The organism is Isoptericola sp. NPDC057653 (genome assembly GCF_042799955.1).
Lineage (GTDB): Bacteria > Actinomycetota > Actinomycetes > Actinomycetales > Cellulomonadaceae > Isoptericola.
The window spans coordinates 584,867-605,913 of the sequence record NZ_JBHVHP010000001.1 but is presented as its reverse complement, the minus strand read 5'-3'; the positions used below and the strand labels follow the sequence as shown (position 1 = coordinate 605,913).

The window sequence follows — 21,047 nt, the reverse complement described above, 5'->3', positions numbered from 1 at the left end:
CGCAACCGTGGTCAGCGGAAGTCCGGCGCGTGGTCGGCGGCCCACACACGGAAGGAGCGCGCCGGGCGTCCCGTGAGCTCCTCCACCGTGGCCGTGACACCCTCCCGGTTGCCGACCATCGCGGCCCAGGCATCGAGGGCCGCGTCCGCGGCGTCGGCCGGCCACCCCCACTCGTCGACGATGCGGACCCGCATCTCGTCCCGCGGGACCTCGCGGTAGGTGACCGTCCGCCCGATCGCGTCGCCGATGGCAGCGGCCTGCTCGACGTGCGTGAGGATCTCCGGGCCGGTGAGCACGGGCCGTGCGCCGACCAGCATGGGCCCCGTGAGGGCCAGCACGCCCACCGCCGCGACGTCGGCCTCGTGCACGAGCGACCGGCTCAACCCGGCGTACGGCCCGCGCACCTCGCCCGTGGCCCGGACGTCCGCCGCCCACCCGAGCGTGTTCGTCGCCATCCCGCCGGCACGCAGGAACGTCCACTCGACGCCCGCGTCCTCGAGGAGGTGCTCGATCGTCGCGTGCGCGGCGATGATGCCGCCGGTCAGGGCGTCGCGGTCGTCGGGGACACCGTCGGCGGACACGTAGACCACGCGACGCGCCCGACGTGCGATCCGCGCGACGAGCCCCGGCTCCCGTCCGTCGGGGCGCAGGGCGGGGACCACGAGGAAGACGGCGTCGACCCCGTCCAGGGCTGCGTCCAGGCTCTCGGGGTCGAAGAGGTCGCCACCGACCACCTCGACGTCGTCCGGGAGGCCGGCGCTCTCCGGACGTCGGGTCAGCGCGCGCACGCGGACACCGCCGCGCTCCCGCAGCTGCGCGACCACCTGTCCGCCGACGTTGCCCGTCGCGCCGGTCACCAGGACCGTCGGGTTCTCGTCCATGCTCGTCTGCCGATCTGTCGCGGGTCGTCGCCCCGGCCGGGGCGACACGACCAGCCTCAGACCTCGACCGTTGTTGAGGTCAACCCGTGGGGTGGCGTTCCTCGGACGGCGTACGCGCGGCGGTCGCGGTCGCGTCGCGCCTCAGCTCACGGGAGCAGGAACCGGGCCCGCACCACCCAGCGGCCGTCGTCCGGCCCCGCGTCGAGGTCGCCGCGCAGCAGCCGGACGCGCTCGGCCATGCCGCGCAGGCCTCGGCCACCGCCACCGCCACCGGGGGCGGCCGCCGCGTGGAGCGGATTCGCGACCTCGACGTCGAGCCGTCGCGCCGCGCCGTCGACGGTCACGCGCACCGTGACCGGGCGTCCGGGGGCGTGCCGGACGGCGTTGGTGAGCGCCTCCTGCGCGACGCGGTAGGCCTCGTGCGACGTCGCGCGGGGCAGCGCGTCCGCCACGCCGTCGTCGACGTCGAGCCGCACGTCCGCGCCGGCGTGCCGGGCGTCGTCGACGAGGGCGGGCAGGTCGGCGAGCGACCGGGCGGGCGCGCGGCGCGCCTCCGCGACGTCACCGGCCCGGTCGGGGGCGCGCAGCAGACCGAGCACGTGGTCGAGGTCGGCCATCGCGGCCCGGCCGGACTCCTCGATCGCCGCGAGGGAGCGCCGCGCCCCGTCCGGGTCGGAGCCGACGAGCCGCGACGCGGCCGCCGCCTGGAGGGTCGTGACGGTCAGGGCGTGGCCCACGGAGTCGTGGAGCTCGCGCGCGAGGCGGCCGCGCTCGGCCAGCCGGTCCGCCTGCGCCTCGAGCTCGGCGATGCGCGCCGTCTGGTCGGGGCCGAGCAGCGGCTCCGCCGACTGCCGCAGCAGCCGGCGCGCCAGCGCCGTGCCGTACGGGAGGGCGAGCAGCGCCAGGACCGCGAGCGCCACCCACCCGGCGGCGTGGCGGGTGAACGTGGGCGCCATCCGCACCAGGAACGACTCGTCGATGCCGAACGCCGACAGCACCAGCTGCGTCGCGAGCGGCACCGCGACCAGCAGGCCGACGGTGATCACCGCGCCCAGGGCGAGGTGCAGCGCGAACCAGGCCGCCCCGCGCCACCGTGTCGCGACCGTCGTCGGGCCGGAGGGGTCGGGCAGCTCGCGCGCGTCGACGTCGAGGAAGGTCCGCGCGGCCGCGATCTCCAGCGCGCGCACGGGCGCGAGGAACGGCGGCGCGCCGACGATGACGGCAGTCACCGCGGCGAGGACGGCGACGGCGGCGCGGGGCGTGGCCGGGTCGGCGAACATCTGCACGAAGCCGGCGGCGAGCAGCGCGTACGCACCCGCGACGACTCCCCCGACGACGAGGTACACGCCCGCGCGCACCGTGGACGCGCTGGTCAGCGGCGACAGCGCCCACCGCAGGGTGCGCCGCCCCTCACCCGTCGCCGTCCGCCTGGTCATGCCGACCAGTCTTCCCGCCGGTCCCGCGGCGCGCCTCCCCCGGCCGGGGGACCTCCCTGGGATCGCTATGCCAAAGAGAACTCAGGGGCCTTCGCCGGGAAGGTGCTGGGACGTCTTCTCACTGATCAGCCAACGCCCCTGCTGCATGACGAGGGTGAGACGAAAGTCGGAGGGCGGACCGCAGGACCGTGCACCGTCGAGCGAGATGTAGCACTCGGTTCCTCGGAAAAGGACCGTCGCAGCGTCGCCGTCGACGGCGACGCCTCGGAACTCCTCGAGGTCCAGCTGGGCGTGGGTGTAGCCGAGGAGCTCGGCGTCGTGAGGAGCGGCGACGAGCTCGGCGATGCTCGCATCGATGATCCCGAGCTCGTCCTCGGCCCGCCTCTGAACGGCGACGCGACCCAGCTCGGCACGGCGCCGCTCGGTCGCGGAGGCTGAGGCGTTGTTCTCCGACCCCAGGGAACCGTCAGCGGCGAGGACGAGCCGCCCGGCCTCGTTCTCCGCTTCGGGCAGCCCCAGCACGTCGGCGCGCACCGATGCCACCTGCACCGCATCGCCGCGGTCTCGGAAGGCGGCGTACGGATCGTTCGCGCAGGCGCTCAGCGAAAGGACGCCCGAGACCAGCCCGACGACGAGGACGCGACGGCGCTTCATGGCCAGGCACCCTTCGTCGTGGATCCCACGGCGGCAGCGTATCGGCGCACGCGGGAACGGCAATGCGCAGGCTCGCGGCCCGGGGGTGACGCCACCCTCCCCGGCCGAGGACCCTGCGACGTAGCACCTGGTGACGCTTCCGCGGGAGGACCCGTCGCCGGGTGCTACGTCACCATCGTCAGGTCGGCTTGCGGGCGCTCACGATCATGTGGGTGCCGAGGAAGCGGCGCCGCCAGGTGACGTCGTCGAACCCGAGCCGCCAGAGGATGGAGGCGACCTGCTCGGGAGACATGAACCCGAGGGTGGTCTCCTCGAGGTAGGTGTACGACGTCTTGTCGCGCGCGACGAGCTGGCCGAGCAGCGGGATCACGACCTTCACGCCGAGCGTGACGGGCACGCGCAGCAGGCCGCGCGGCGGGCAGGTCTCGAGCAGCGCGAGGCGGCCGCCGGGCCTGAGCACCCGCAGCTGCTCGGCGAGCACGCGCTCGGCGTCCTCGACGTTGCGCAGCAGGTAGCCGTGCGTGACGGCGTCGAAGGACGCGTCGTCGAAGGGGAGCGCGTTGGCGTCGGCGAAGCCCCAGGTGACGGCGTCGGCGCCGGGCTTGGCGCGGGCGCCGTCGAGCATCCCCTCGGAGAAGTCGACGCCGTGGATCGTGGCGCCGGGGTACTGGCGCGCGGCCTCGAGGGCGATGACGCCGGTGCCGGTGGCGATGTCGAGCAGCGACCCGCCGGCCGGGACCTGCGCGCGTCGTGCGACGTCACGGCACCAGGCCGCGTGGCGACCCAGCGTCATCAGGCGGTTCATCCGGTCGTAGTAGCCGGGGACCGTGTCGAAGAGGCGCTGGACCTCCTCGCCGTGGGGCGAGGGGACGGTCACGCGGCGAGCTCCTGACCGCTCATCTTGTGGATCGAGTCCATGACGTGGTCGGTCAGCTCACGACGCACCTGGGCCGGGCGGCCGGCGGTGAGCTGCCGCGACGGGTCGATGGGGGCGCCGAAGTTCACCTGGATGCCGCGCACCGGGCGGGGCAGCCGCTTGCCCACGGGCTGCACCTTGTCGGTGCCGCGCAGCGCGACGGGCACGACGGGCGCCGAGCCCGCGAGCGCCAGCCAGGCGACGCCGGTGTGCCCCTGGTGGAGCTTGCCGTCGCGGGAACGGGTCCCCTCGGGGTAGATGCCGAAGGCGCCGCCACGCTTGAGGACGACGAGCGCGTCGTCGAGCGACCGCTGGCCGGCGCGCGGGTCCTCGCGGTCGACGGGGATGTGACCCATGGTGGTGAAGAACCAGCGGGAGACGCGGCCCTTGAGGCCGCGGCCGGTCCAGTACTCCGCCTTCGCGATGAAGGTGACGTGCCGGGGTACGACGAGCGGGATGATGATCGAGTCGATGAACGACAGGTGGTTGCTCGCCAGGATCACCGGTCCGCGCCGCGGGATGTTGTGGAGTCCCGTCACCTGGGGTCGCAGGAGCACGAACACCAGGAGCGACAGGACGAGGCGCAGGAACCGATAGGTCACCGCACCATTGTGCCCCCTGCTCCGCGCGGGTCCGGCGAGGCCGGTCCCGCATGCGCGGGATCAGGCGGTTCGTACCGTGGCGGCGGCCAGGAGCGACTCGGCGGCACGTCGCGCCTCGAGGGCGACGTCGGCGTCGTGCGTGATCGCGGCGGTGGTCTGCGCGCCCTCGGCCAGCAGCACCACCTGCAGGGCGACGGCGTCGGGCAGGCCGGCCTCGCGCACGAGCCCGAGCACGTGCTGCCGGAACGCGTCTTTGTGGCCGCGCACGGCGTCGGCGATGCGGGGCGACGTCGCGCCGAGCTCGCCGAAGGAGTTGATGAACGCGCAGCCGCGGAAGCCGTCCTCGCGGAACCATGCGTCGAGGAAGTCGAAGACGCTGAGGATGCGGTCGCGGGGCGTGGTGGCCGTCGCGGCGGCGCGCTCCACCCCGTCGGTCCACTGCGTGGTGCGCAGCGCGAGCACGGCGACGACGAGGTCCTCCTTGGACTGGAAGAGCCCGTAGATCCGCTTGAGCGAGACGCCCGCCTCGGCGCGCACGGCGTCCATCCCCACGGCTTGGACGCCGCGGGCGTAGAACAGCCGGTCCGCGGCCGCGACCACGGCGTCGCGTGCCGCTTCGTCGTCGAGCATCGTTCACCCTTTCGTCGGCCGGCTCCCCTTGCGTGGAGAACCATCGTTCTCTAGTGTAGCGACCAGCGGGAGAACGATCGTTCTCCCCTTGGCGAGAAGGAGCACGACCATGGGTTACATCACCGTCGGTCAGGAGAACAGCACGGACGTCGAGCTCTACTACGAGGACCAGGGCTCCGGGCAGCCGGTCGTCCTCGTCCACGGGTACCCGCTCGACGGGCACAGCTGGGAGCTCCAGACCCGCGAGCTGCTCGCCGCCGGGTACCGCGTCGTCACGTACGACCGCCGCGGCTTCGGCGCCTCCAGCAAGGTCGGGTCCGGGTACGACTACGACACGTTCGCCCGCGACCTCGACACCGTCCTGACGACGCTCGACCTGCGCGACGTGATCCTCGTCGGCTTCTCCATGGGCACTGGCGAGCTCGCGCGGTACGTGCGCAACCACGGCCACGAGCGCGTCGCCAAGCTGGCGTTCCTCGCCTCGCTGGAGCCGTTCCTCGTGCAGCGCGACGACAACCCCGAGGGCGTGCCCCAGGCGGTCTTCGACGGGATCGTCGACGCCGCCCGGAGCGACCGGTACGCCTGGTTCACGCAGTTCTACAAGGACTTCTACAACCTCGACGAGAACCTCGGCACGCGGATCTCCGAGGAGGTCGTGCGCGCCAACTGGAGCACCGCCGTGGGCTCGGCCCCCGTCGCCGCGTACGCCGTCGTCCCCACGTGGATCGAGGACTTCCGGCCCGACGTCGAAGCGGTCCGCGCGGCGGGCAAGCCGACGCTGATCCTGCACGGCACGAAGGACAACATCCTGCCGATCGACGCCTCCGGCCGCCGCTTCCACGCGGCCGTGCCCGACGCGGAGTACGTCGAGGTCGAGGGCGCGCCCCACGGCCTGCTGTGGACGCACGCCGCCGAGGTCAACGCGGCGCTGCTCGCGTTCGTCGGGCGCTGAGCGCTCAGCTGGTGGTCAGCAGGTAGTCGTCGGCGTCGTCGTCCCACGCGAGGGCGACGGCGCCGGCGGCCGCCGCGCCCTTCGCGAACTGCAGGAAGCCGCGGTAGCCGAGCGCCTTCTCCGAGAAGTCGGGGCGGCGCTTGCGCACCTCGTTCTTCAGCCCGGACAGCGGCGCGGACCCGCCCGCGTCCTGCACCACCTGGCGCAGCAGGCCGAACGCGCCCTCGGTGTCCTGCTGCGCGGGCAGCTCCACCTCCGGGTCGCCGGTCGACGGGCCGGGCGACAGCACCACGAAGCCGCGGTCGGCGAGGAAGCGCAGGAACTCGCCGAAGGTGCGGAACCCGTAGTCGGACTCGCTGAACGTGGGGTCCTTGCGGACCATCGTGCGCTTGAGCATCGACGCGGTGACGGAGCCGCTGGTGGAGGCCTGCAGGTCGGCGAGCGTCTGCGCCACCGTGACCTCCATCGTGGGCTCCTCGCCGGTCGCGGCGGCGTCGTCGTGCTCGACGTCCTGGTCCACCTCGGCGGCGGGCTCCGCGACGGGCTCGACGGCGGGCGCCTCCGCCGCCGGCGCCTTCTTGCGGCGGCTGCGGGGCGCGGTGCCCGACGTCGCGGGCGCGGCCTCCTCGGCGGGAGCCCCGGTGGTGGTCTCGGTGGCGGCCGGCGCCTCCGTCGCGGCCTCGGCCGGCGCCTCCGCGGCGGGCGCCTTGGCGCGGCCGCCCCGACCACCCCGGCTGGTGCCCTTGCCCGCCCCGCGGCCGGACCGCTTGGGGGCCGGCGCCTCCGACTCGTCGGGCACGTCGACGCCCTCGAGCCGGTCGTAGAAGAGGAACTCGTCGCAGGCCGGGGGCAGCAGCCGCGACGTGGAGTTCTCGACCCCGACGCCGATGACGCGCTTGTCGAGCTCGCGCAGCTTGTGCACCAGCGGGGAGAAGTCGGAGTCGCCGGTGCACATGACGAACGTGGTGATGTACTCGCGCTCGAACGCCATCTCGATCGCGTCGACCACCATCTTGATGTCGGCGGCGTTCTTGCGGGACGCGCCCATGCGCTGCGTCATCTCGATGAGCTCGACCTGGTGGCGGGTCAGCATCCGGCGGTCCTCGTCGAAGTACGACCAGTCGGCGTACGCGCGGCGCACGACCACGCGCCCCCGCACCGCGAGCGCGTCCGCGATCGGCTTGAAGTCGAACTGCATACCGCCCAGGTGGTCGCGGGCGCCGAGCGCCAGGTTCTCGTAGTCGAGGAAGACGGCGAGGCGCTCTTCGGTGTCCATGGCGGCCACACTATGCCCGGCACTCCCGGACAGCCCGACGCCGACCTCCCCGGTCAGCCCGGGCCGGCGCCCAGGCGGGCGGTCAGCAGCGGGACGCCCGCACCCGTGAGTCGCGGCAGGACGGCGGCGCGGCCGCAGGCGGCCATGAGGAGGTCCACACCCCGACCGCTGAGCTCGGCGCCCTCGCCCCACGACCAGCCGAGGTCGGTGGCGACCAGCCGCAGACCGCTCAGCCGGCCCCGCGGGACGAACCCGACCGGCCGCCCGCTCGTGACGAACTCCAGCGCGACGCGGACGGAAGCGCCGTCCGGCGCGTACGGAAGGCCGAGCGGCAGGCACATGTCGCCCTCGTGGACCAGCACGTCCGCGAGCGGGGCGCGCGGGCCGGTGACCGGCGGCGCGACCCGGCTCTCCGCCCGCTCGCGCAGCAGGGCCACGGTCTCGCCGACCGGGCGCAGCCCGGCGCGGCGGGCCGCCGCGTCGTTGGCCCGGTGCACGCTGCCGCCGGCACGGGCCAGGTCCACCAGCAGCCGCCCGAGGGCTCGGGGCGCGGTGGCCTCGGCGACGTGCGCCGCGACGGTGTGGACGTCCCACCCGGCGCACAGGCTCGGCGCGGCGAGCTGGGCGCCGTCCAGCTCCTCGAGCAGGTCTGCCATCGACCGCCTCTGCCTCGTGGTCGCCGCGAACACGTCCACCCCTGCCGATCCGTCCACCCCTCGCTCCCTCCGCCGACGTTCCAGGTATCTTGACCATCAAGATGTTGGACGGTCAAGGGAAGAAGGTCGGCGTGACCGATGACGAACCGGCGCGCCGGCTGGTGTCGCAGCTGCGAGCGCTGACCGTCGAGCTCGACCTCCTGGGCGGGGAGTTCGCCCGACGGCACGGGCTGCACCCCACCGACGTGCGCGCGCTGATCGTCCTCGTCGAGGCGGAGCGCGCCGGCCAGGCGATCAGCGCGGGACAGCTCGCGGGGCGCCTGGGCCTGGACTCGTCCACGGTGACCGCCCTCGTGGACCGGATGGAACGCCTCGGGCACGTCCGCCGCGAACGCGACACCGGCGACCGGCGCCGGGTCCTGCTGGCCCTGGAGGACCGGGCGGACGAGCTCGGCCGGTCGTTCTTCGGCCCGCTCATCGGAGAAGCCGTCACGGCGCTGAGCGCCTTCACCCCGGCCGAGGTCGCCGCCGTCGACCGCTTCCTGCACGTCATGCGGCAGGCCGTCGCGACCACACGCCAGCCGGACGAGCCGGGCCGATGACGCGGCCTCTCCGAGGCCGCGCCGGGGCGCGAGTGCGACGTCCGATCCGCGCCAGAGGCCGGGCGACCGGTCGGCGAGAGTGGGCGCGCCGGCGACCCTGCCGGTCCACCCACGCTCAGGAGGACTCATGACAACCGTCGCACTGGTCACCGGGGGCACGCGCGGGCTCGGGCGCGCCGTCGTCGAGGCGCTCGCCACGCAGGGGGCGGCCGTCCTGCTGGCCGGCCGCAGCGCGGACGCCGTCTGCCACGAGGTGGCGGCCCTCCGCGCGAACGGGCTGGACGTCACCGGGGTCACGCTCGACGTGGACGACCCGGCGAGCGTGCGCGCCGCCGCGGCCGAGGTCGCGCACCGCTTCGACCACCTCGACATCCTCGTCAACAACGCCGGGATCCTGCCCGAGGCGGGCGCCGACCCGACGCGGCACGGGCCCCGGTTCGCCGACCCCCGCGTCCTCGAGCAGACGTTCCGGACGAACGTCTTCGGTCCCGTGGCCGTCATCGAGGAGTTCCTCCCCCTCCTCGAGCGGTCCGCCGGCGCCCGCATCGTCAACGTCTCCTCGACGATGGGCTCGCTGACCGACCAGCAGGACCCGGACTCGCCCTGGTTCGGGATGGTCCTGCCCGCCTACCAGGCCTCGAAGGCCGCGCTCAACGGCATCACCGTGGCGCTCGCCAAGCGCCTCGCGGGCACTCCGACGGTCGTGACCTCCGTGCGCCCCGGCTGGGTCCGGACCGACCTCGCTCCCGGGAACCGGGACCACGCGCCGACGTCGGCCGACGACGCGGCGAAGGTCGTGCTGCGGGCGGCCACGCTGCCCGCCGGGGCGCCGTCCGGGACGTTCCTCGCCGAGCACGGCGTCGTCCCCTGGTGATCCGACTCCCCCGATGCCGCACCCGCGCACGCGGGGAGCGCGGGGGCGTATCACGCCCTCTGGCGCGCCGTCCACACCTCGCGGTGACCTCCGCACTTTTTTCACCCCCTATCCTGTGTCGGGTCCCGCAACGACGCGACGCCTTGGAGGCTCACCTTGTCAGCAGATTCCGGAGCCACCGTGGCGACGGACGAGATCGTCCCCGACCCCGCGCTCCCCCCGACGGCGGTCCCCGCCGAGGAGCTCACCCCGCGCTGGACATGGCAGAAGGTCGTGCTCTGGGCGGCGATCGCGCTGCTCGGCGGCGTCGCCTGGGTCATGCTCGCGCTGGTGCGCGGCGAGACCGTGAACGCGATCTGGTTCGTCTTCGCCTCGGTCTGCACGTACCTCATCGGGTACCGCTTCTACTCGAAGGTCATCGAGAAGTTCATCACCCGGCCCGACGACCGCCGCGCCACCCCCGCCGAGACGCGCGAGGACGGCAAGGACTTCGTCCCCACCGACCGCCGGGTGCTGTTCGGCCACCACTTCGCCGCCATCGCCGGCGCGGGCCCGCTGGTGGGCCCCGTCCTCGCGGCCCAGATGGGGTACCTGCCGGGCACGATCTGGATCATCGTCGGCGTGGTGCTCGCGGGTGCCGTGCAGGACTACCTGGTCCTCTTCTTCTCCATGCGCCGCGGCGGCCGCACCATCGGGCAGATGGCGCGCGAGGAGCTGGGCCGGATCGGCGGCGCGGCCGCGATCGTCGCGTCCCTGCTCATCATGATCATCATCGTCGCCATCCTCGCGCTCGTGGTGGTCAACGCCCTCGGCGAGAGCCCGTGGGGCGTCTTCTCCGTCTCCATGACGATCCCGATCGCCCTGTTCATGGGCGTGTACCTCCGGTACCTCCGCCCGGGCCGCATCACCGAGGTCTCGATCATCGGCTTCGTGCTGCTGATGGCCGCCATCATCGGCGGCGGCTGGGTGGCCGACACGGCGTGGGGCGCGGAGTTCTTCCACCTCGACCGCACGACGATCGCCGTCGGCGTCATCGTCTACGGCTTCGTCGCCGCCGTGCTGCCCGTGTGGCTGCTGCTGGCCCCCCGCGACTACCTGTCCACCTTCATGAAGGTGGGCGTCATCCTGGTGCTCGCGGGCGCCGTCGTCATCGTGCGCCCCGAGATCACCGTCCCCGCGGTCAGCGAGTTCGCCGGCTCGGAGACGGGCCCGGTCGTGGCCGGCAGCCTCTTCCCGTTCCTGTTCGTCACCATCGCGTGCGGCGCCCTGTCCGGGTTCCACGCGCTCATCGCGTCCGGCACGACGCCGAAGCTCGTCGAGAAGGAGCGCCAGACGCGCTTCATCGGGTACGGCGGCATGCTCATGGAGTCGTTCGTCGCGATCATGGCCCTGGTCGCCGCGATCTCGATCGACCGCGGCGTGTACTTCGCGATGAACTCGTCGGCGGCGGCCACCGGCGGCACCATCGAGGGCGCGGTCGCGTTCGTGAACTCGCTCGGCCTCGCCGGCGTGAACCTCTCCCCCGACACGCTCAGCACCCTGGCGAGCCAGGTGGGCGAGCCGTCGATCGTGTCCCGCACCGGCGGCGCGCCGACGCTCGCGCTCGGGCTGGCGCACATCATGCACCAGCTGTTCGGCGGCACCGCGATGATGGGCTTCTGGTACCACTTCGCGATCATGTTCGAGGCGCTGTTCATCCTCACCGCCGTCGACGCCGGCACCCGCGTGGCCCGGTTCATGCTGCAGGACACCATCGGCAACGTGGCCCCGAAGTTCAAGGACGTGAGCTGGCGACCCGGGGTGTGGGTCTGCACGGCGATCATGGTCGCCGGGTGGGGCAGCATCCTCTACCTCGGCGTCACCGACCCGCTCGGCGGCATCAACACGTTCTTCCCGCTGTTCGGCATCGCGAACCAGCTGCTGGCCGCGATCGCCCTCGCCGTCGTGCTCGCCATCGTCGCGAAGCGGGGCCGCTCCTACTGGGCGTGGCTGTGGATCGTCGCCCTGCCGCTCGCGTTCACCGCGGTCATCACCATCACCGCCTCGTTCGAGAAGATCTTCTCGGACGTCCCTGCGGTCGGGTACTGGGCGCAGCACCGCGCGTTCCAGGAGGCCCTCGACGCCGGGGAGACGTCGTTCGGGACCGCGCCCGACGTCGCCGCGATGGAGGCCGTGGTCCGCAACACGTTCGTGCAGGGCACGCTCTCGATCATCTTCGTGGTGCTGTCGATCATCGTGATCGTGGCGTCCGTGATCGTGACGATCAACGCCCTCCGCGCGGGCGGCGGCGCCAACCACGAGGACCCGCCGGTCGCGTCGCGGCGGTTCGCCCCGGCGAACCTGTTCGCGTCGGCCGCCGAGAAGCGGATCGAGAGGCAGTGGGTCGAGGCCGGCCTGCGGGAGAACGCCGGTGCCGGGCACCACTGACGCCCGCACCGTCGGGTCGACGGCGCGCGACGCCGCCCGGGCACTCGCCCGGGCGGCGTCGGCGGCGCGCTGGTACGTGCGCCAGGTGATGGGTGACGACGCCTACGCGACGTACCTCGCGCACGAACGGTCCGCCCACCCCGACCGTGAGCCGCTGGGCGAGCGCGCGTTCTGGCGCGAGCGCTACGCCGAGCAGGACCGCAACCCCGGGTCGCGCTGCTGCTGAGCAGGCACGACGGGGAGTTCTCCCCGTGGTGCATCAGACGTGACCCTGGTTACTCTCTTGCGGGCGAAGGGGGTGAGGGCCGGTGGCGGATCTCCGGGTGGACCTGGATGCGGTGACGGAGCTGGGGTCGAGCCTGACCACGGTGGCGGACGAGTTCGAGAACGCGACGACGCGGTCGGACCGGATCGCGGACGCGGTGGGGCACGACGGCCTGGCGGGCACGGTGCGCGACTTCGCGAGCTCGTGGGACGACACGCGCAAGAAGATGACCGACAACCTGCGCCTCCTCGCGGACGCGTCGGTGCAGGTGGCGCAGGCGTTCACCGACATCGACTCCGACCTGGCCGACGGGATCAGCGGCGAGGGCCAGCCCGCGCCGGCGCGGCCCGGTGGCCCGGTGTGAGGCCGTCGGACTGGTCGCCGGTGGGTCTGGACTCGGACCCGACGCCGGGGGATCCGGTGCTGGTGCTGGCGGGTGGTCAGGACTATCTGGAGGTCGCGGGCTCGATCGACGACGCCGCGGGCGCGATGTCCCGCCTGGACGTGGCGGGGACGGTCTCCCAGGCCGTGGACGCGTTGATGGAGACGAAGGAAGACACGGTCTCGGAGATCCGGCGCGCGCACTCGCGGTATCAGGCGACGGGTGAGGCGTTGGTGGACTACGCGCGGACGTTGGACCGGGTGCAGGCCGAGACCCTGGCGGCGTTGGAGAAGGCCAGGTCGGCGCGGGATGCGGCGGACTCCGCGGCAGGGTCGCGGGACCGGTATCAGGACCTCGCGGACCAGACCACGGACGTGGAGACCAAGCGGGAGTATCAGCAGCAGGCGGATGCCGCGGGCGGGAACGCGGACGACGCGAACGGTCAGGCCGCGGCGGCCCGCTCGGACATCGAGGGGTCGGTCGCCGACCGGGACCGGGCCGCCAGCGATGCGGTGTCCCGGATCGAGGACATCACCTCCGGTGATGACCTGAACGACTCGTGGTGGGACGACTGGGGCTCGAAGGTCGTGGCCGCGATCGCGGACATCGCGGACATGATCTCCACGATCGCCGGGTTGCTCGCGATCGTGGTCGCGTTCATCCCCGTGGTCGGGACGGCGCTGGCGGGGGTGTTGATCGTGGTCGCCGCGGTCGCGGCGATCGTGTCCGCGTTGGCGAACATCACGTTGGCGGCGACGGGGGAACGCTCGTGGGCGGAGGCGGGCATCGCGATCGCGGGCGCCGCGTTGAGCGTGATCGGGCTGGGTGGTGCGGCGAAGGCCGCCACGGGCTTGTCGAAGGCCGCGTTCAAGCAGGGCATGAAGTCCGGGCTGAAGTTGGGGGCGAAGAAGGCGTGGTGCAAGGTCGGGTTCGGGACCTGCTTCACCGCCGGGACCCTGGTCCGCACCGGCGACGGGCCAGGCGACGTGACCGCGATCGAGGACATCCGGGCCGGGGACAAGGTCTACGCCCACAACCTTCAGACCGGGGCCGACGAGCTGCAGCTCGTGATCGAGACGTTCGTCCGCACCACGACGACGCTGTTCCACCTGACCATCGCCGGGCAGGTCGTGACGACCACGGACGAGCACCCGTTCATGGTGCGGAACATGGGCTGGATCTTCGCCCGCGACCTGCAGCCCGGCGACATCCTGGTGACGCCTGACGGCACGGTCACCCTCGACCGGATCGACATCGAGCACCGCGACCCGGGCGACGCGGTCACGGTCTACAACATCCACGTCGAGACCCACCACAACTACTACGTCCTGGCCGGCGACCTGCCCGTCCTCGTCCACAACGCGGGCGGGCACGACAAGGTCGCCCGCGAGGCCGCCAAGAAGGCCGCGAACGACGTCATCACCAACGTCAAGGGCGCCACCGGGAAGTCGTACGACGACGTCAAGCAGATGATCCCGGACGACTGGGTAGCCTCGACACCCAAGAAGGTCCCGCCGGGAGGAACCGCGGTCAAGCACGAGCCGCCGATCAAGAACACCGGGCAGCAGATCATCTACGAGAGCGGATGGCCGGGTCACCCGGATCCGCTTCACACCGGGCCATATCTCCGCGTGAGCGACGGACGTGGCGCACCTACCCGCGTACCCCTGAAAGGCAACCCGACGCTGCCATGAACACGGTGACCGCCGACCTCCTGTGGCTCGGATACGAAGACGTCTCAGGGCTCTGGGAAGTGTCCTGGGAAGACGGCGACGACGCAGCGCCCGGACGGACGGCGTGGGACCGCCGCGTCGGGCTGCTGGTCGACCTCCTCCGCTCGGGGCTGATCGAGCTGGCCGTCGGTCCGTGGTCGAGCGACTTCGACACCTCCCGACGGCTCACGGCGGACGACGTGCCCGAGGCGCTCGCCGACCCCCGAAGCTGGCAGGGCCCCGATCCCGACGACGAGGACGGCGCACCCGTGGTGCGGTTCAGGACCACCGACGCCGGGTTCGCGGCCTACCGCGCGGCCTCGGGGTGGGGGACGACCTCGACCTCCTGAGGGCGGTGGTCGACGAAGGAGGACGACGTGCGCGCGATGGTGTTCGAGAGCTTCGGCGGCCCGCAGGTGCTGCACCCGGCAGACGTGCCCGCGCCGCTGCCCGGGCCGGGGCAGGTCCGCGTCCGCGTGGAGGCGGCGGCGGTCAACGGCTGGGACGTGAAGTCCCGCGCCGGGACGACCGGTGCCCCGGCGCCGACCTCCCCGGTCGTGCCCGGCCTCGAGGTGGCGGGCGTGGTGGACGCGCTCGGCGACGGGGTGACGGGCGTCGCGCCGGGCGACCGGGTGGTCGGGTTCGCCGTCGGCGGCGGGTACGCGGAGCTCGCCCTCACGAAGGTCTTCGCGCACGTCCCCGACGGGCTGGCGGCGACCGACGCCGTCACGCTCCCGGTCGCGGCGGAGGCCGCGACCCGCGTGCTGCGCCTCCTCGACGTGCGCGCGGGCGAGACGCTGCTGGTGCACGGGGCGTCGGGGTCGGTGGGCGCGCTGGCCACCCAGCTCGCGGTGCGCCGCGGCGCCCGCGTGATCGGGACGGCGTCGGCGCGGAACCAGGACCGCGTCGCCGCCCTCGGGGCGACGCCGACCACCTACGGCGCCGGCCTGGTCGAGCGCGTCCGCGCGCTCGCGCCCGACGGCGTGGACGCCGTCCTCGACACCACGGGCGCGGGCGTGCTGCCCGACTCGATCGCGCTGCGCGGTGGCACCTCCCGGATCGTCACCATCGCCGACGACGCCGCGGCCGACCTCGGCGTGACGGCCAGCTACCGCTCGGAGCGCGACGCAGGGGAGCTCGCCGAGGTCGTCGACGCCCTCGCCCGCGGCGACCTCACCACCACCGTCGGCGCCGTGCTGCCGCTGGCCGACGCGGCCCGTGCGCACGCGCTCGTCGAGTCCGGGCACCCGGGCGGCAAGGTCGTACTGACCCCCTGACCAGGCGCGTCGTCCGGCCTTCGTCTCACCCAGCGGTCTCATCCTCGACCGCATCGCGGATGCTGCGTACGATCGAGGTCCAGCCATCCAGAGCGGCCGAGAGTCCTGGCTCGACGACGCCGCAGCAACCCGTTCTCCGACGGAAGCCTCCCGAGGACGAAGGTGCTCACGCCAGGATCGATGGAGTGACGCATGGTCGCAGAGGCATCCCTTCCGCCCACCCCGGCGCTGCCGGCACGCCCGACGGTCTCGTTCGAGCTCATGCCGCCGCGCCGGCCGGACGCCGCCCCCAAGTTCTGGGAGACCGCGCGCCGGCTCGTGGCCGCGCGCCCGGACTTCGTGTCCGTGACGTACGGCGCGGGCGGCGGTGACCGGGCGACGGCACGGCAGGTCGTCGCGACGCTGCTCGAAGGCACGCCCGTCCTGCCCGTGGCGCACCTGACGTGCGTCGGCGCCCACCGCGAGGACGTCTCCGCCGTCATCGACGACTTCCTCGACGCCGGCACCCGCGCCTTCCTCGCCCTGCGCGGCGACCCGCCCAAGGACCAGCCGGACTGGCGCCCGCCCGCCGACGGCGTCGCGTCCTCGATCGAGCTGGTGCACCTGCTGCGCGAGGTCGAGGCGCGGCGGTGCGCCAGCGACCCCGGCGCCGCCCTGCGCGGCGCGGCCCGGCCGATGACGATCGCCGTCGCGACGTTCGTCGACGGCAACGTGCAGGCCGGCACCACCCGGGCCCAGGAGGTCGGGCGCCTCAAGGAGAAGCAGGACGCGGGGGCGAGCTTCGCCATCACGCAGCTGTTCTACGAGGCCGACTCCTACACCGACTTCGTCGCCGAGGCCCGCGCGGCCGGCGTGACGATCCCGATCCTCGCGGGGCAGCTGCCCACGACCGAGCCGCGCCGGCTCCGTCGCGTCGAGGAGCTCACCGGCGTCCGCGCGCCCCGGCACCTGCTGGACGCGCTCGACGCCCTGCCGGACCCGGAGGCGCAGCACGCCTACGGGACGGCGCGCGCCGTGGAGCTCGCCCAGCGCGTGCTCGACGCGGGCGCCCCCGGCCTCCACGTGTACACGTTCAACAAGTACCGTCCCGCTCTGGACCTGCTCGAGGGTGTGCACCTCGGCGGACCGGCGCTCTCCGACGCCCCGTCGGACGGCGCGGACCTGGCCAGAAGGCCGTGGGTACCGAGCATCCCGACCCAGGCTTCCGCCGTCTGACCACCCGCCGAACAGGCGGTTGCCACCGTTCTCGCACCCCGCGGGGTGCCGTACCGGGAGCAACCGCCTGGTCGGCGACGTCGGACCCATCGGAGCGAACCGTGAGGAGTGCTCATGTCCACCACCCCCGCCGCCTTCCCCGGCGGCACGATCCTCGGCTACCCGCGCATCGGGCGCCGCCGCGAGCTCAAGAAGGCCGTCGAGTCGTTCTGGGCCGGGCGCACCGACGCCGTCGACCTGGAGGTCACCGCCGGCGCGCTGCGCCGCGAGACCGTGCGCCGCCTCGTCGACCTCGGGCTGAACCCCGACGACGGCTCCGTCCCGGCCACGTTCTCCTACTACGACCAGGTGCTCGACGTCGTCGCGCTGCTGGGCGCCGTCCCGGAGCGCTTCCGCGACCTGCTCGACGACGAGGACGGCTCCCTCGAGCTCGACGGCTACTTCACCGTGGCCCGCGGGCGCGGCGAGGACGCCCCGCTCGAGATGACCAAGTGGTTCGACACCAACTACCACTACCTGGTCCCCGAGATCAGCGAGACGACGCCGGTCTCGTTCGCCGACCACCGCGTCGTCCGCGAGTACGCCGAGGCGAAGGAGGCCGGCGTCACCACCCGCCCGGTGCTGGTGGGCCCGGTGACGTTCCTCGCGCTGTCGAAGGCGGCCGACGAGGCGGGCGAGGGCTTCCACCCGCTCGACCGGCTCGACGACGTCGTCGCCGCGTACGCCGAGCTGCTGCGCGCGCTCGCCGCCGTCGGCGTGCCGTGGGTGCAGCTCGACGAGCCCGCGCTGGTCACCGACTCCCTCGACGTGCCCGCCGAGCGCCTGCACGCGGCGATCGCCTCCGCGTACCGCGCCCTGGCGACCGACCTCGCGACGGGCACCGACGACGCCGACGGCGAGCGGCCGGCGATCCTCGTGACGGCGCCGTTCGGTGGCCTGCACGACGACGCCCTCGCGCTCCTCGCCGCGACCGACGTCGACGCGATCGCGATCGACCTGGTCAAGGGCGCGACGCCGACCACGCCGGTGCCGGGGCTCGAGAGCAAGACCCTCGTCGCGGGCGTGATCGACGGCCACAACGTCTGGCGGGCCGACCTGACCGCGAAGCTCGACGTCGTGGAGCCGCTGCGCGCGCTCGGCGCGGGCGCCCTCGCGGTCGGCACGTCGACGTCCCTGCTGCACGTGCCGCACGACGTCGAGGACGAGGTCTTCGGCGAGGGCGCGGGCACCACGCTCGACCCGCGCCTGCGCGACTGGCTGGCGTTCGCCGACCAGAAGGTGGGCGAGGTCGCGACCCTGGCCCGCGCGCTGGCCGACGGCCGGGACGCCGTCGCGGACGCGCTCGCCGCGTCGTCCGCGGCCGTGGCCTCCCGCGCGGTGGCGGCCGGCGTCGTCGTGCCCGCGGTGCGCGACCGTGCCGCGGCGCTCACCGACGCCGACTTCGCGCGCGGCCCGTACGCCGAGCGCGCGGCCGCGCAGGCCGCGCGGCTGAACCTGCCGGCGCTGCCGACCACCACGATCGGCTCGTTCCCGCAGACCCCGGAGATCCGCAAGGCCCGCGCCGCGTGGACCAGGGGCGAGCTGGCCGACGCCGACTACTCCGCCGCGATGCGCGCGGAGATCGGGCGCGTCGTGACGCTGCAGGAGGAGCTGGGCCTCGACGTGCTGGTGCACGGCGAGCCCGAGCGCAACGACATGGTGCAGTACTTCGCCGAGCAGCTCGACGGCTTCGCGGTGACGGCGAACGGCTGGGTGCAGTCGTACGGGTCGCGCTGCGTGCGCCCGCCGATCCTGTGGGGCGACGTGCAGCGCCCGGCCCCGATCACCGTCGAGTGGTCCGCGTACACGGCCTCGCTCACCGAGAAGCCGGTCAAGGGCATGCTCACCGGCCCGGTGACGATCCTCGCGTGGTCGTTCGTGCGCGACGACCAGCCCCTCGGCGACACCGCGAACCAGGTGGGCCTCGCGCTGCGCGACGAGATCGCGGACCTGGAGGCCGCGGGCATCGGCATCGTGCAGGTGGACGAGCCCGCCCTGCGCGAGCTGCTCCCGCTGCGGCGCGCCGACCAGCCCGCCTACCTCGACTGGTCGGTCGGGTCGTTCCGGCTCGCGACGTCCGGCGTCGAGGCGGCCACGCAGGTCCACACCCACCTGTGCTACTCGGAGTTCGGCGAGGTCATCGGCGCCATCGACGGCCTGGACGCGGACGTCACCTCCGTCGAGGCGGCGCGCTCGCGCATGGAGATCGTGCCGGAGCTCGCCGACGCCGGGTACTCCCGCGGCATCGGGCCGGGCGTCTACGACATCCACTCCCCCCGCGTGCCGTCGGCCGGCGAGGTCACCGAGCTGCTGCAGCTCGCGGTGAAGTCGATCGACCCCGCGCTCGTGTGGGTGAACCCGGACTGCGGGCTCAAGACCCGCGGGTACGCGGAGGTCGAGCCGGCGCTGGCGCACCTGGTCGAGGCGGCCCGGGCGGTCCGCGCCGCCCTCTGACCCGTTCCCCGGGCTGCCGAACAGGCAGTTGACACCGTGATGGGGCTCGACATGGCCCCATCAGGGTGTCAACTGCCTGTTCGGCGTCGGGCCGGGACCGGGGTGACGGAATTCTCGTCGACCCGGGCGACGGACCGTGGCACCATGGACGGGCCGGTCGCGCCGACGAGCGCGAGCGGACCAAGACTTCACGAGCGAGGAGAGAGCGATGCCGGGCGTCGCAGGGAGCGGGGTGGGCCACCAGGCCTGCTCGGGCAGTCCCGCCTGCCCCGGTACCGCCCCCCGCTGATCGATCAGGCACCCTCTTCAGGCTGATCGGTCCGGCAGGCCGGGCGGTGCGGGACGTCGTCGTGCCCACCCCCCCCCGCTCACCCGAAAGCCGATCCTCATGAACCCCCTGACCGAGAAGCAGCTCCGCGACAGCCTCGTCAACGCCACCCGCAGCGAGCGGCAGCGCCTCCTGCCCCCCGACCTCGCCGAGGTCCGGTGGGACCGCCTCGAGTACCTGGGCTGGCGCGACCGCAAGCAGCCCCTGGCCGCGTACGTCGTGACCTGGGTGGACGACACCCCGGTCGGCGTCCTCCTGCGCTCCAACGACGGCACCGGCCGGCGGCGCGCGGCGATGTGCGCGTGGTGCGAGGACGTCGTCGCGACCAACGACGTCCAGCTCTACGTCGCGAAGCGAGGCGGCGCCGCGGGCCGCAACGGCGACACGATCGGCACGCTGATCTGCAGCGAGTTCCACTGCTCCCGCAACGCCCGACGGCGCCCGACCTTCGCCGAGGCCGGGTCCGACGACGAGGGCGTGCGGGCCGCCATCATCGAGCGGCGCGTGGACTCGCTCCGCGACCGCGTGCGCCGCTTCCTCGACGAGGTCCGCCGCACCGCCTGACGCGCGCCGCGGACCGGTGCCGAACAGGCACGTGACACCGTTCTCGGGGCATTCACCCCCGATCACGGTGTCAGGTGCCTGTTCGGCGGTCCGCGTCCGCCTGCCGCAGGGCGCGAGCACCCGAGACGAGGGCGTCCGCCAGGAACGCGACGCCCGCACCCACGATGAACGGGACGAGCCACGGCGGGTCGCCGTCGTCGCCCGCCAGCCCGTCGACGCAGGCGGCGAGCACGAGGATCGCCGCCACCGCCCGCCACGCGCGCCCGGCGCGCAGCGCGACATACGTGAGCACCGCCGTCGCGACCCCGACGAGGAGCGTGGCGTCCATGGGTCCCCGATCCGTCGACCGACCTGCAGGAACGGCCGGCGGGTGTGCGACGTCGCGCGGCGTGCGCTCACCGTAGCGGCGGACGACGACCGGCGCAGCCCTACCGGTAGAAGCCGTCGCGCAGGTTGATGCCGTGCTCGACCCAGGCCTTGAGCGCGGCGAGCATGCCCGTCCAGCCCTCGCAGTTGCCGAACGCGTTCTTCGCGCCGCCAGGGGTGGCGGACCACGCCGACTCGGAGATGGTGACGAGGGTGCGGGTGTCGTCGTCGAGGGGCTCGAGCTCGAACGTGGTGGTGGTCGTGGCGGAGCCGCCCGCCGTCTCGGAGCCCTCCCACCGGATGACGATGCGCCGCGGCGGGTCCGCCTCGACGACGGTGACGGGGAAGCGGCCGGGGAAGTCGGCGAAGTCCCAGGACACGTCGGCCCCGGGCTCGAGGCGCCCACGGGCGCCGCCGGTCGTGAAGTAGCGGGACAGCTGTGCGGGGTCCGCGATGGCCTCGTAGACGTCGCGGCTCGGGCGCGAGACGCGGCCCGAGACCGTGAAGGTCAGCTCGGTGAGTGCCTGCTGCTCGTTCAT

At 73.6% G+C, this 21,047-nt stretch carries 22 protein-coding genes and 1 riboswitch; of the genes, 12 read left to right on the top strand and 10 right to left on the bottom strand.

Annotation, left to right across the window (positions count from 1 at the left end):
- Positions 1–11 precede the first annotated feature (11 nt).
- The 6 genes from ACFU9A_RS02700 to ACFU9A_RS02675 all read right to left on the bottom strand — a co-directional run bounded on the left by ACFU9A_RS02700 (position 12) and on the right by ACFU9A_RS02675 (position 5,119).
- A complete protein-coding gene (locus tag ACFU9A_RS02700) occupies positions 12–881 on the bottom strand; it encodes an SDR family oxidoreductase (RefSeq protein WP_430573717.1) in 870 nt (289 codons plus the stop codon).
- A 146-nt stretch (positions 882–1,027) separates the two neighbouring features.
- Complete coding sequence (locus ACFU9A_RS02695; RefSeq protein WP_430573716.1) at positions 1,028–2,317, bottom strand: sensor histidine kinase; 1,290 nt, start codon at positions 2,315–2,317, stop codon at positions 1,028–1,030.
- A gap of 81 nt (positions 2,318–2,398) precedes the next feature.
- Positions 2,399–2,971 (bottom strand): hypothetical protein, encoded by a 573-nt coding sequence (locus ACFU9A_RS02690; protein ID WP_430573715.1) that lies wholly within the window; start codon positions 2,969–2,971, stop codon positions 2,399–2,401.
- 178 nt (positions 2,972–3,149) lie between these two features.
- Positions 3,150–3,848, bottom strand: coding sequence for a ubiquinone/menaquinone biosynthesis methyltransferase (locus ACFU9A_RS02685; protein ID WP_430573714.1), 699 nt, complete (start codon positions 3,846–3,848; stop codon positions 3,150–3,152).
- Positions 3,845–4,489, bottom strand: a complete 645-nt coding sequence (locus ACFU9A_RS02680) for a lysophospholipid acyltransferase family protein (protein WP_430573713.1) — start codon at positions 4,487–4,489, stop codon at positions 3,845–3,847. Before ACFU9A_RS02680 ends, ACFU9A_RS02685 begins: the two co-directional genes overlap by 4 nt.
- A gap of 60 nt (positions 4,490–4,549) precedes the next feature.
- Entirely contained in the window at positions 4,550–5,119 is a 570-nt protein-coding gene (locus tag ACFU9A_RS02675) for a TetR/AcrR family transcriptional regulator (RefSeq protein ID WP_430573712.1), read from the bottom strand.
- A gap of 109 nt (positions 5,120–5,228) precedes the next feature.
- On the opposite strand from ACFU9A_RS02675, the gene ACFU9A_RS02670 reads away from it, so the two are divergent.
- Positions 5,229–6,071, top strand: a complete 843-nt coding sequence (locus ACFU9A_RS02670; protein ID WP_430573711.1) for an alpha/beta fold hydrolase — start codon at positions 5,229–5,231, stop codon at positions 6,069–6,071.
- A gap of 4 nt (positions 6,072–6,075) precedes the next feature.
- Here the strand turns inward: ACFU9A_RS02670 and ACFU9A_RS02665 are convergent, their stop codons facing one another.
- Both ACFU9A_RS02665 and ACFU9A_RS02660 read right to left on the bottom strand, forming a co-directional pair.
- A complete protein-coding gene (locus ACFU9A_RS02665) occupies positions 6,076–7,347 on the bottom strand; it encodes an NYN domain-containing protein (protein WP_430573710.1) in 1,272 nt (423 codons plus the stop codon).
- Between the two features lie 53 nt (positions 7,348–7,400).
- Positions 7,401–8,036, bottom strand: a complete 636-nt coding sequence (locus ACFU9A_RS02660) for a maleylpyruvate isomerase family mycothiol-dependent enzyme (protein ID WP_430575328.1) — start codon at positions 8,034–8,036, stop codon at positions 7,401–7,403.
- A 98-nt stretch (positions 8,037–8,134) separates the two neighbouring features.
- Here ACFU9A_RS02660 and ACFU9A_RS02655 point away from each other — a divergent pair, with 98 nt between their 5' ends.
- From ACFU9A_RS02655 to ACFU9A_RS02605, 11 genes are all read left to right on the top strand, one after another.
- Entirely contained in the window at positions 8,135–8,605 is a 471-nt protein-coding gene (locus tag ACFU9A_RS02655; protein WP_430573709.1) for a MarR family winged helix-turn-helix transcriptional regulator, read from the top strand.
- 127 nt (positions 8,606–8,732) lie between these two features.
- A complete protein-coding gene (locus ACFU9A_RS02650; RefSeq protein WP_430573708.1) occupies positions 8,733–9,479 on the top strand; it encodes an SDR family NAD(P)-dependent oxidoreductase in 747 nt (248 codons plus the stop codon).
- 180 nt (positions 9,480–9,659) lie between these two features.
- Entirely contained in the window at positions 9,660–11,906 is a 2,247-nt protein-coding gene (locus ACFU9A_RS02645; protein ID WP_430573707.1) for a carbon starvation CstA family protein, read from the top strand.
- Positions 11,890–12,132, top strand: a complete 243-nt coding sequence (locus tag ACFU9A_RS02640; protein WP_430573706.1) for a YbdD/YjiX family protein — start codon at positions 11,890–11,892, stop codon at positions 12,130–12,132. The genes ACFU9A_RS02645 and ACFU9A_RS02640 overlap by 17 nt, the downstream gene beginning before the upstream one ends.
- A gap of 82 nt (positions 12,133–12,214) precedes the next feature.
- Complete coding sequence (locus tag ACFU9A_RS02635) at positions 12,215–12,535, top strand: hypothetical protein (RefSeq protein ID WP_430573705.1); 321 nt, start codon at positions 12,215–12,217, stop codon at positions 12,533–12,535.
- Positions 12,536–12,555: 20 nt separating this feature from the next.
- Positions 12,556–14,247 (top strand): polymorphic toxin-type HINT domain-containing protein, encoded by a 1,692-nt coding sequence (locus tag ACFU9A_RS02630; protein ID WP_430573704.1) that lies wholly within the window; start codon positions 12,556–12,558, stop codon positions 14,245–14,247.
- A 5-nt stretch (positions 14,248–14,252) separates the two neighbouring features.
- Complete coding sequence (locus ACFU9A_RS02625) at positions 14,253–14,615, top strand: hypothetical protein (RefSeq protein WP_430573703.1); 363 nt, start codon at positions 14,253–14,255, stop codon at positions 14,613–14,615.
- Between the two features lie 27 nt (positions 14,616–14,642).
- Entirely contained in the window at positions 14,643–15,542 is a 900-nt protein-coding gene (locus ACFU9A_RS02620; RefSeq protein ID WP_430573702.1) for an NADP-dependent oxidoreductase, read from the top strand.
- An 80-nt stretch (positions 15,543–15,622) separates the two neighbouring features.
- Positions 15,623–15,729: riboswitch (SAM riboswitch) on the top strand.
- A 5-nt stretch (positions 15,730–15,734) separates the two neighbouring features.
- On the top strand, positions 15,735–16,757 hold the full coding sequence (locus ACFU9A_RS02615; protein ID WP_430573701.1) for a methylenetetrahydrofolate reductase: 1,023 nt from the start codon (positions 15,735–15,737) through the stop codon (positions 16,755–16,757).
- A gap of 114 nt (positions 16,758–16,871) precedes the next feature.
- On the top strand, positions 16,872–19,250 hold the full coding sequence (gene metE, locus ACFU9A_RS02610) for a 5-methyltetrahydropteroyltriglutamate--homocysteine S-methyltransferase (RefSeq protein WP_430573700.1): 2,379 nt from the start codon (positions 16,872–16,874) through the stop codon (positions 19,248–19,250).
- 388 nt (positions 19,251–19,638) lie between these two features.
- On the top strand, positions 19,639–20,142 hold the full coding sequence (locus ACFU9A_RS02605; protein WP_430573699.1) for an FBP domain-containing protein: 504 nt from the start codon (positions 19,639–19,641) through the stop codon (positions 20,140–20,142).
- A gap of 70 nt (positions 20,143–20,212) precedes the next feature.
- Here the strand turns inward: ACFU9A_RS02605 and ACFU9A_RS02600 are convergent, their stop codons facing one another.
- Positions 20,213–20,470, bottom strand: coding sequence for a hypothetical protein (locus tag ACFU9A_RS02600; RefSeq protein WP_430573698.1), 258 nt, complete (start codon positions 20,468–20,470; stop codon positions 20,213–20,215).
- Between the two features lie 100 nt (positions 20,471–20,570).
- The gene (locus ACFU9A_RS02595) at positions 20,571–21,047 is read right to left on the bottom strand and encodes an SRPBCC domain-containing protein (protein ID WP_430573697.1); all 477 of its coding nucleotides are present in this window, start codon (positions 21,045–21,047) and stop codon (positions 20,571–20,573) included.

Bases quoted from the DNA above. Each gene is read 5' to 3' on its own strand.
- ACFU9A_RS02700 (WP_430573717.1), bottom strand. From the start codon at position 881: ATGGACGAGAACCCGACGGTCCTGGTGACCGGCGCGACGGGCAACGTC.
- ACFU9A_RS02695 (WP_430573716.1), bottom strand. From the start codon at position 2,317: ATGACCAGGCGGACGGCGACGGGTGAGGGGCGGCGCACCCTGCGGTGG.
- ACFU9A_RS02690 (WP_430573715.1), bottom strand. From the start codon at position 2,971: ATGAAGCGCCGTCGCGTCCTCGTCGTCGGGCTGGTCTCGGGCGTCCTT.
- ACFU9A_RS02675 (WP_430573712.1), bottom strand. From the start codon at position 5,119: ATGCTCGACGACGAAGCGGCACGCGACGCCGTGGTCGCGGCCGCGGAC.
- ACFU9A_RS02670 (WP_430573711.1), top strand. From the start codon at position 5,229: ATGGGTTACATCACCGTCGGTCAGGAGAACAGCACGGACGTCGAGCTC.
- ACFU9A_RS02665 (WP_430573710.1), bottom strand. From the start codon at position 7,347: ATGGACACCGAAGAGCGCCTCGCCGTCTTCCTCGACTACGAGAACCTG.
- ACFU9A_RS02650 (WP_430573708.1), top strand. From the start codon at position 8,733: ATGACAACCGTCGCACTGGTCACCGGGGGCACGCGCGGGCTCGGGCGC.
- ACFU9A_RS02615 (WP_430573701.1), top strand. From the start codon at position 15,735: ATGGTCGCAGAGGCATCCCTTCCGCCCACCCCGGCGCTGCCGGCACGC.
- metE (WP_430573700.1), top strand. From the start codon at position 16,872: ATGTCCACCACCCCCGCCGCCTTCCCCGGCGGCACGATCCTCGGCTAC.
- ACFU9A_RS02605 (WP_430573699.1), top strand. From the start codon at position 19,639: ATGAACCCCCTGACCGAGAAGCAGCTCCGCGACAGCCTCGTCAACGCC.
- ACFU9A_RS02600 (WP_430573698.1), bottom strand. From the start codon at position 20,470: ATGGACGCCACGCTCCTCGTCGGGGTCGCGACGGCGGTGCTCACGTAT.
- ACFU9A_RS02595 (WP_430573697.1), bottom strand. From the start codon at position 21,047: ATGAACGAGCAGCAGGCACTCACCGAGCTGACCTTCACGGTCTCGGGC.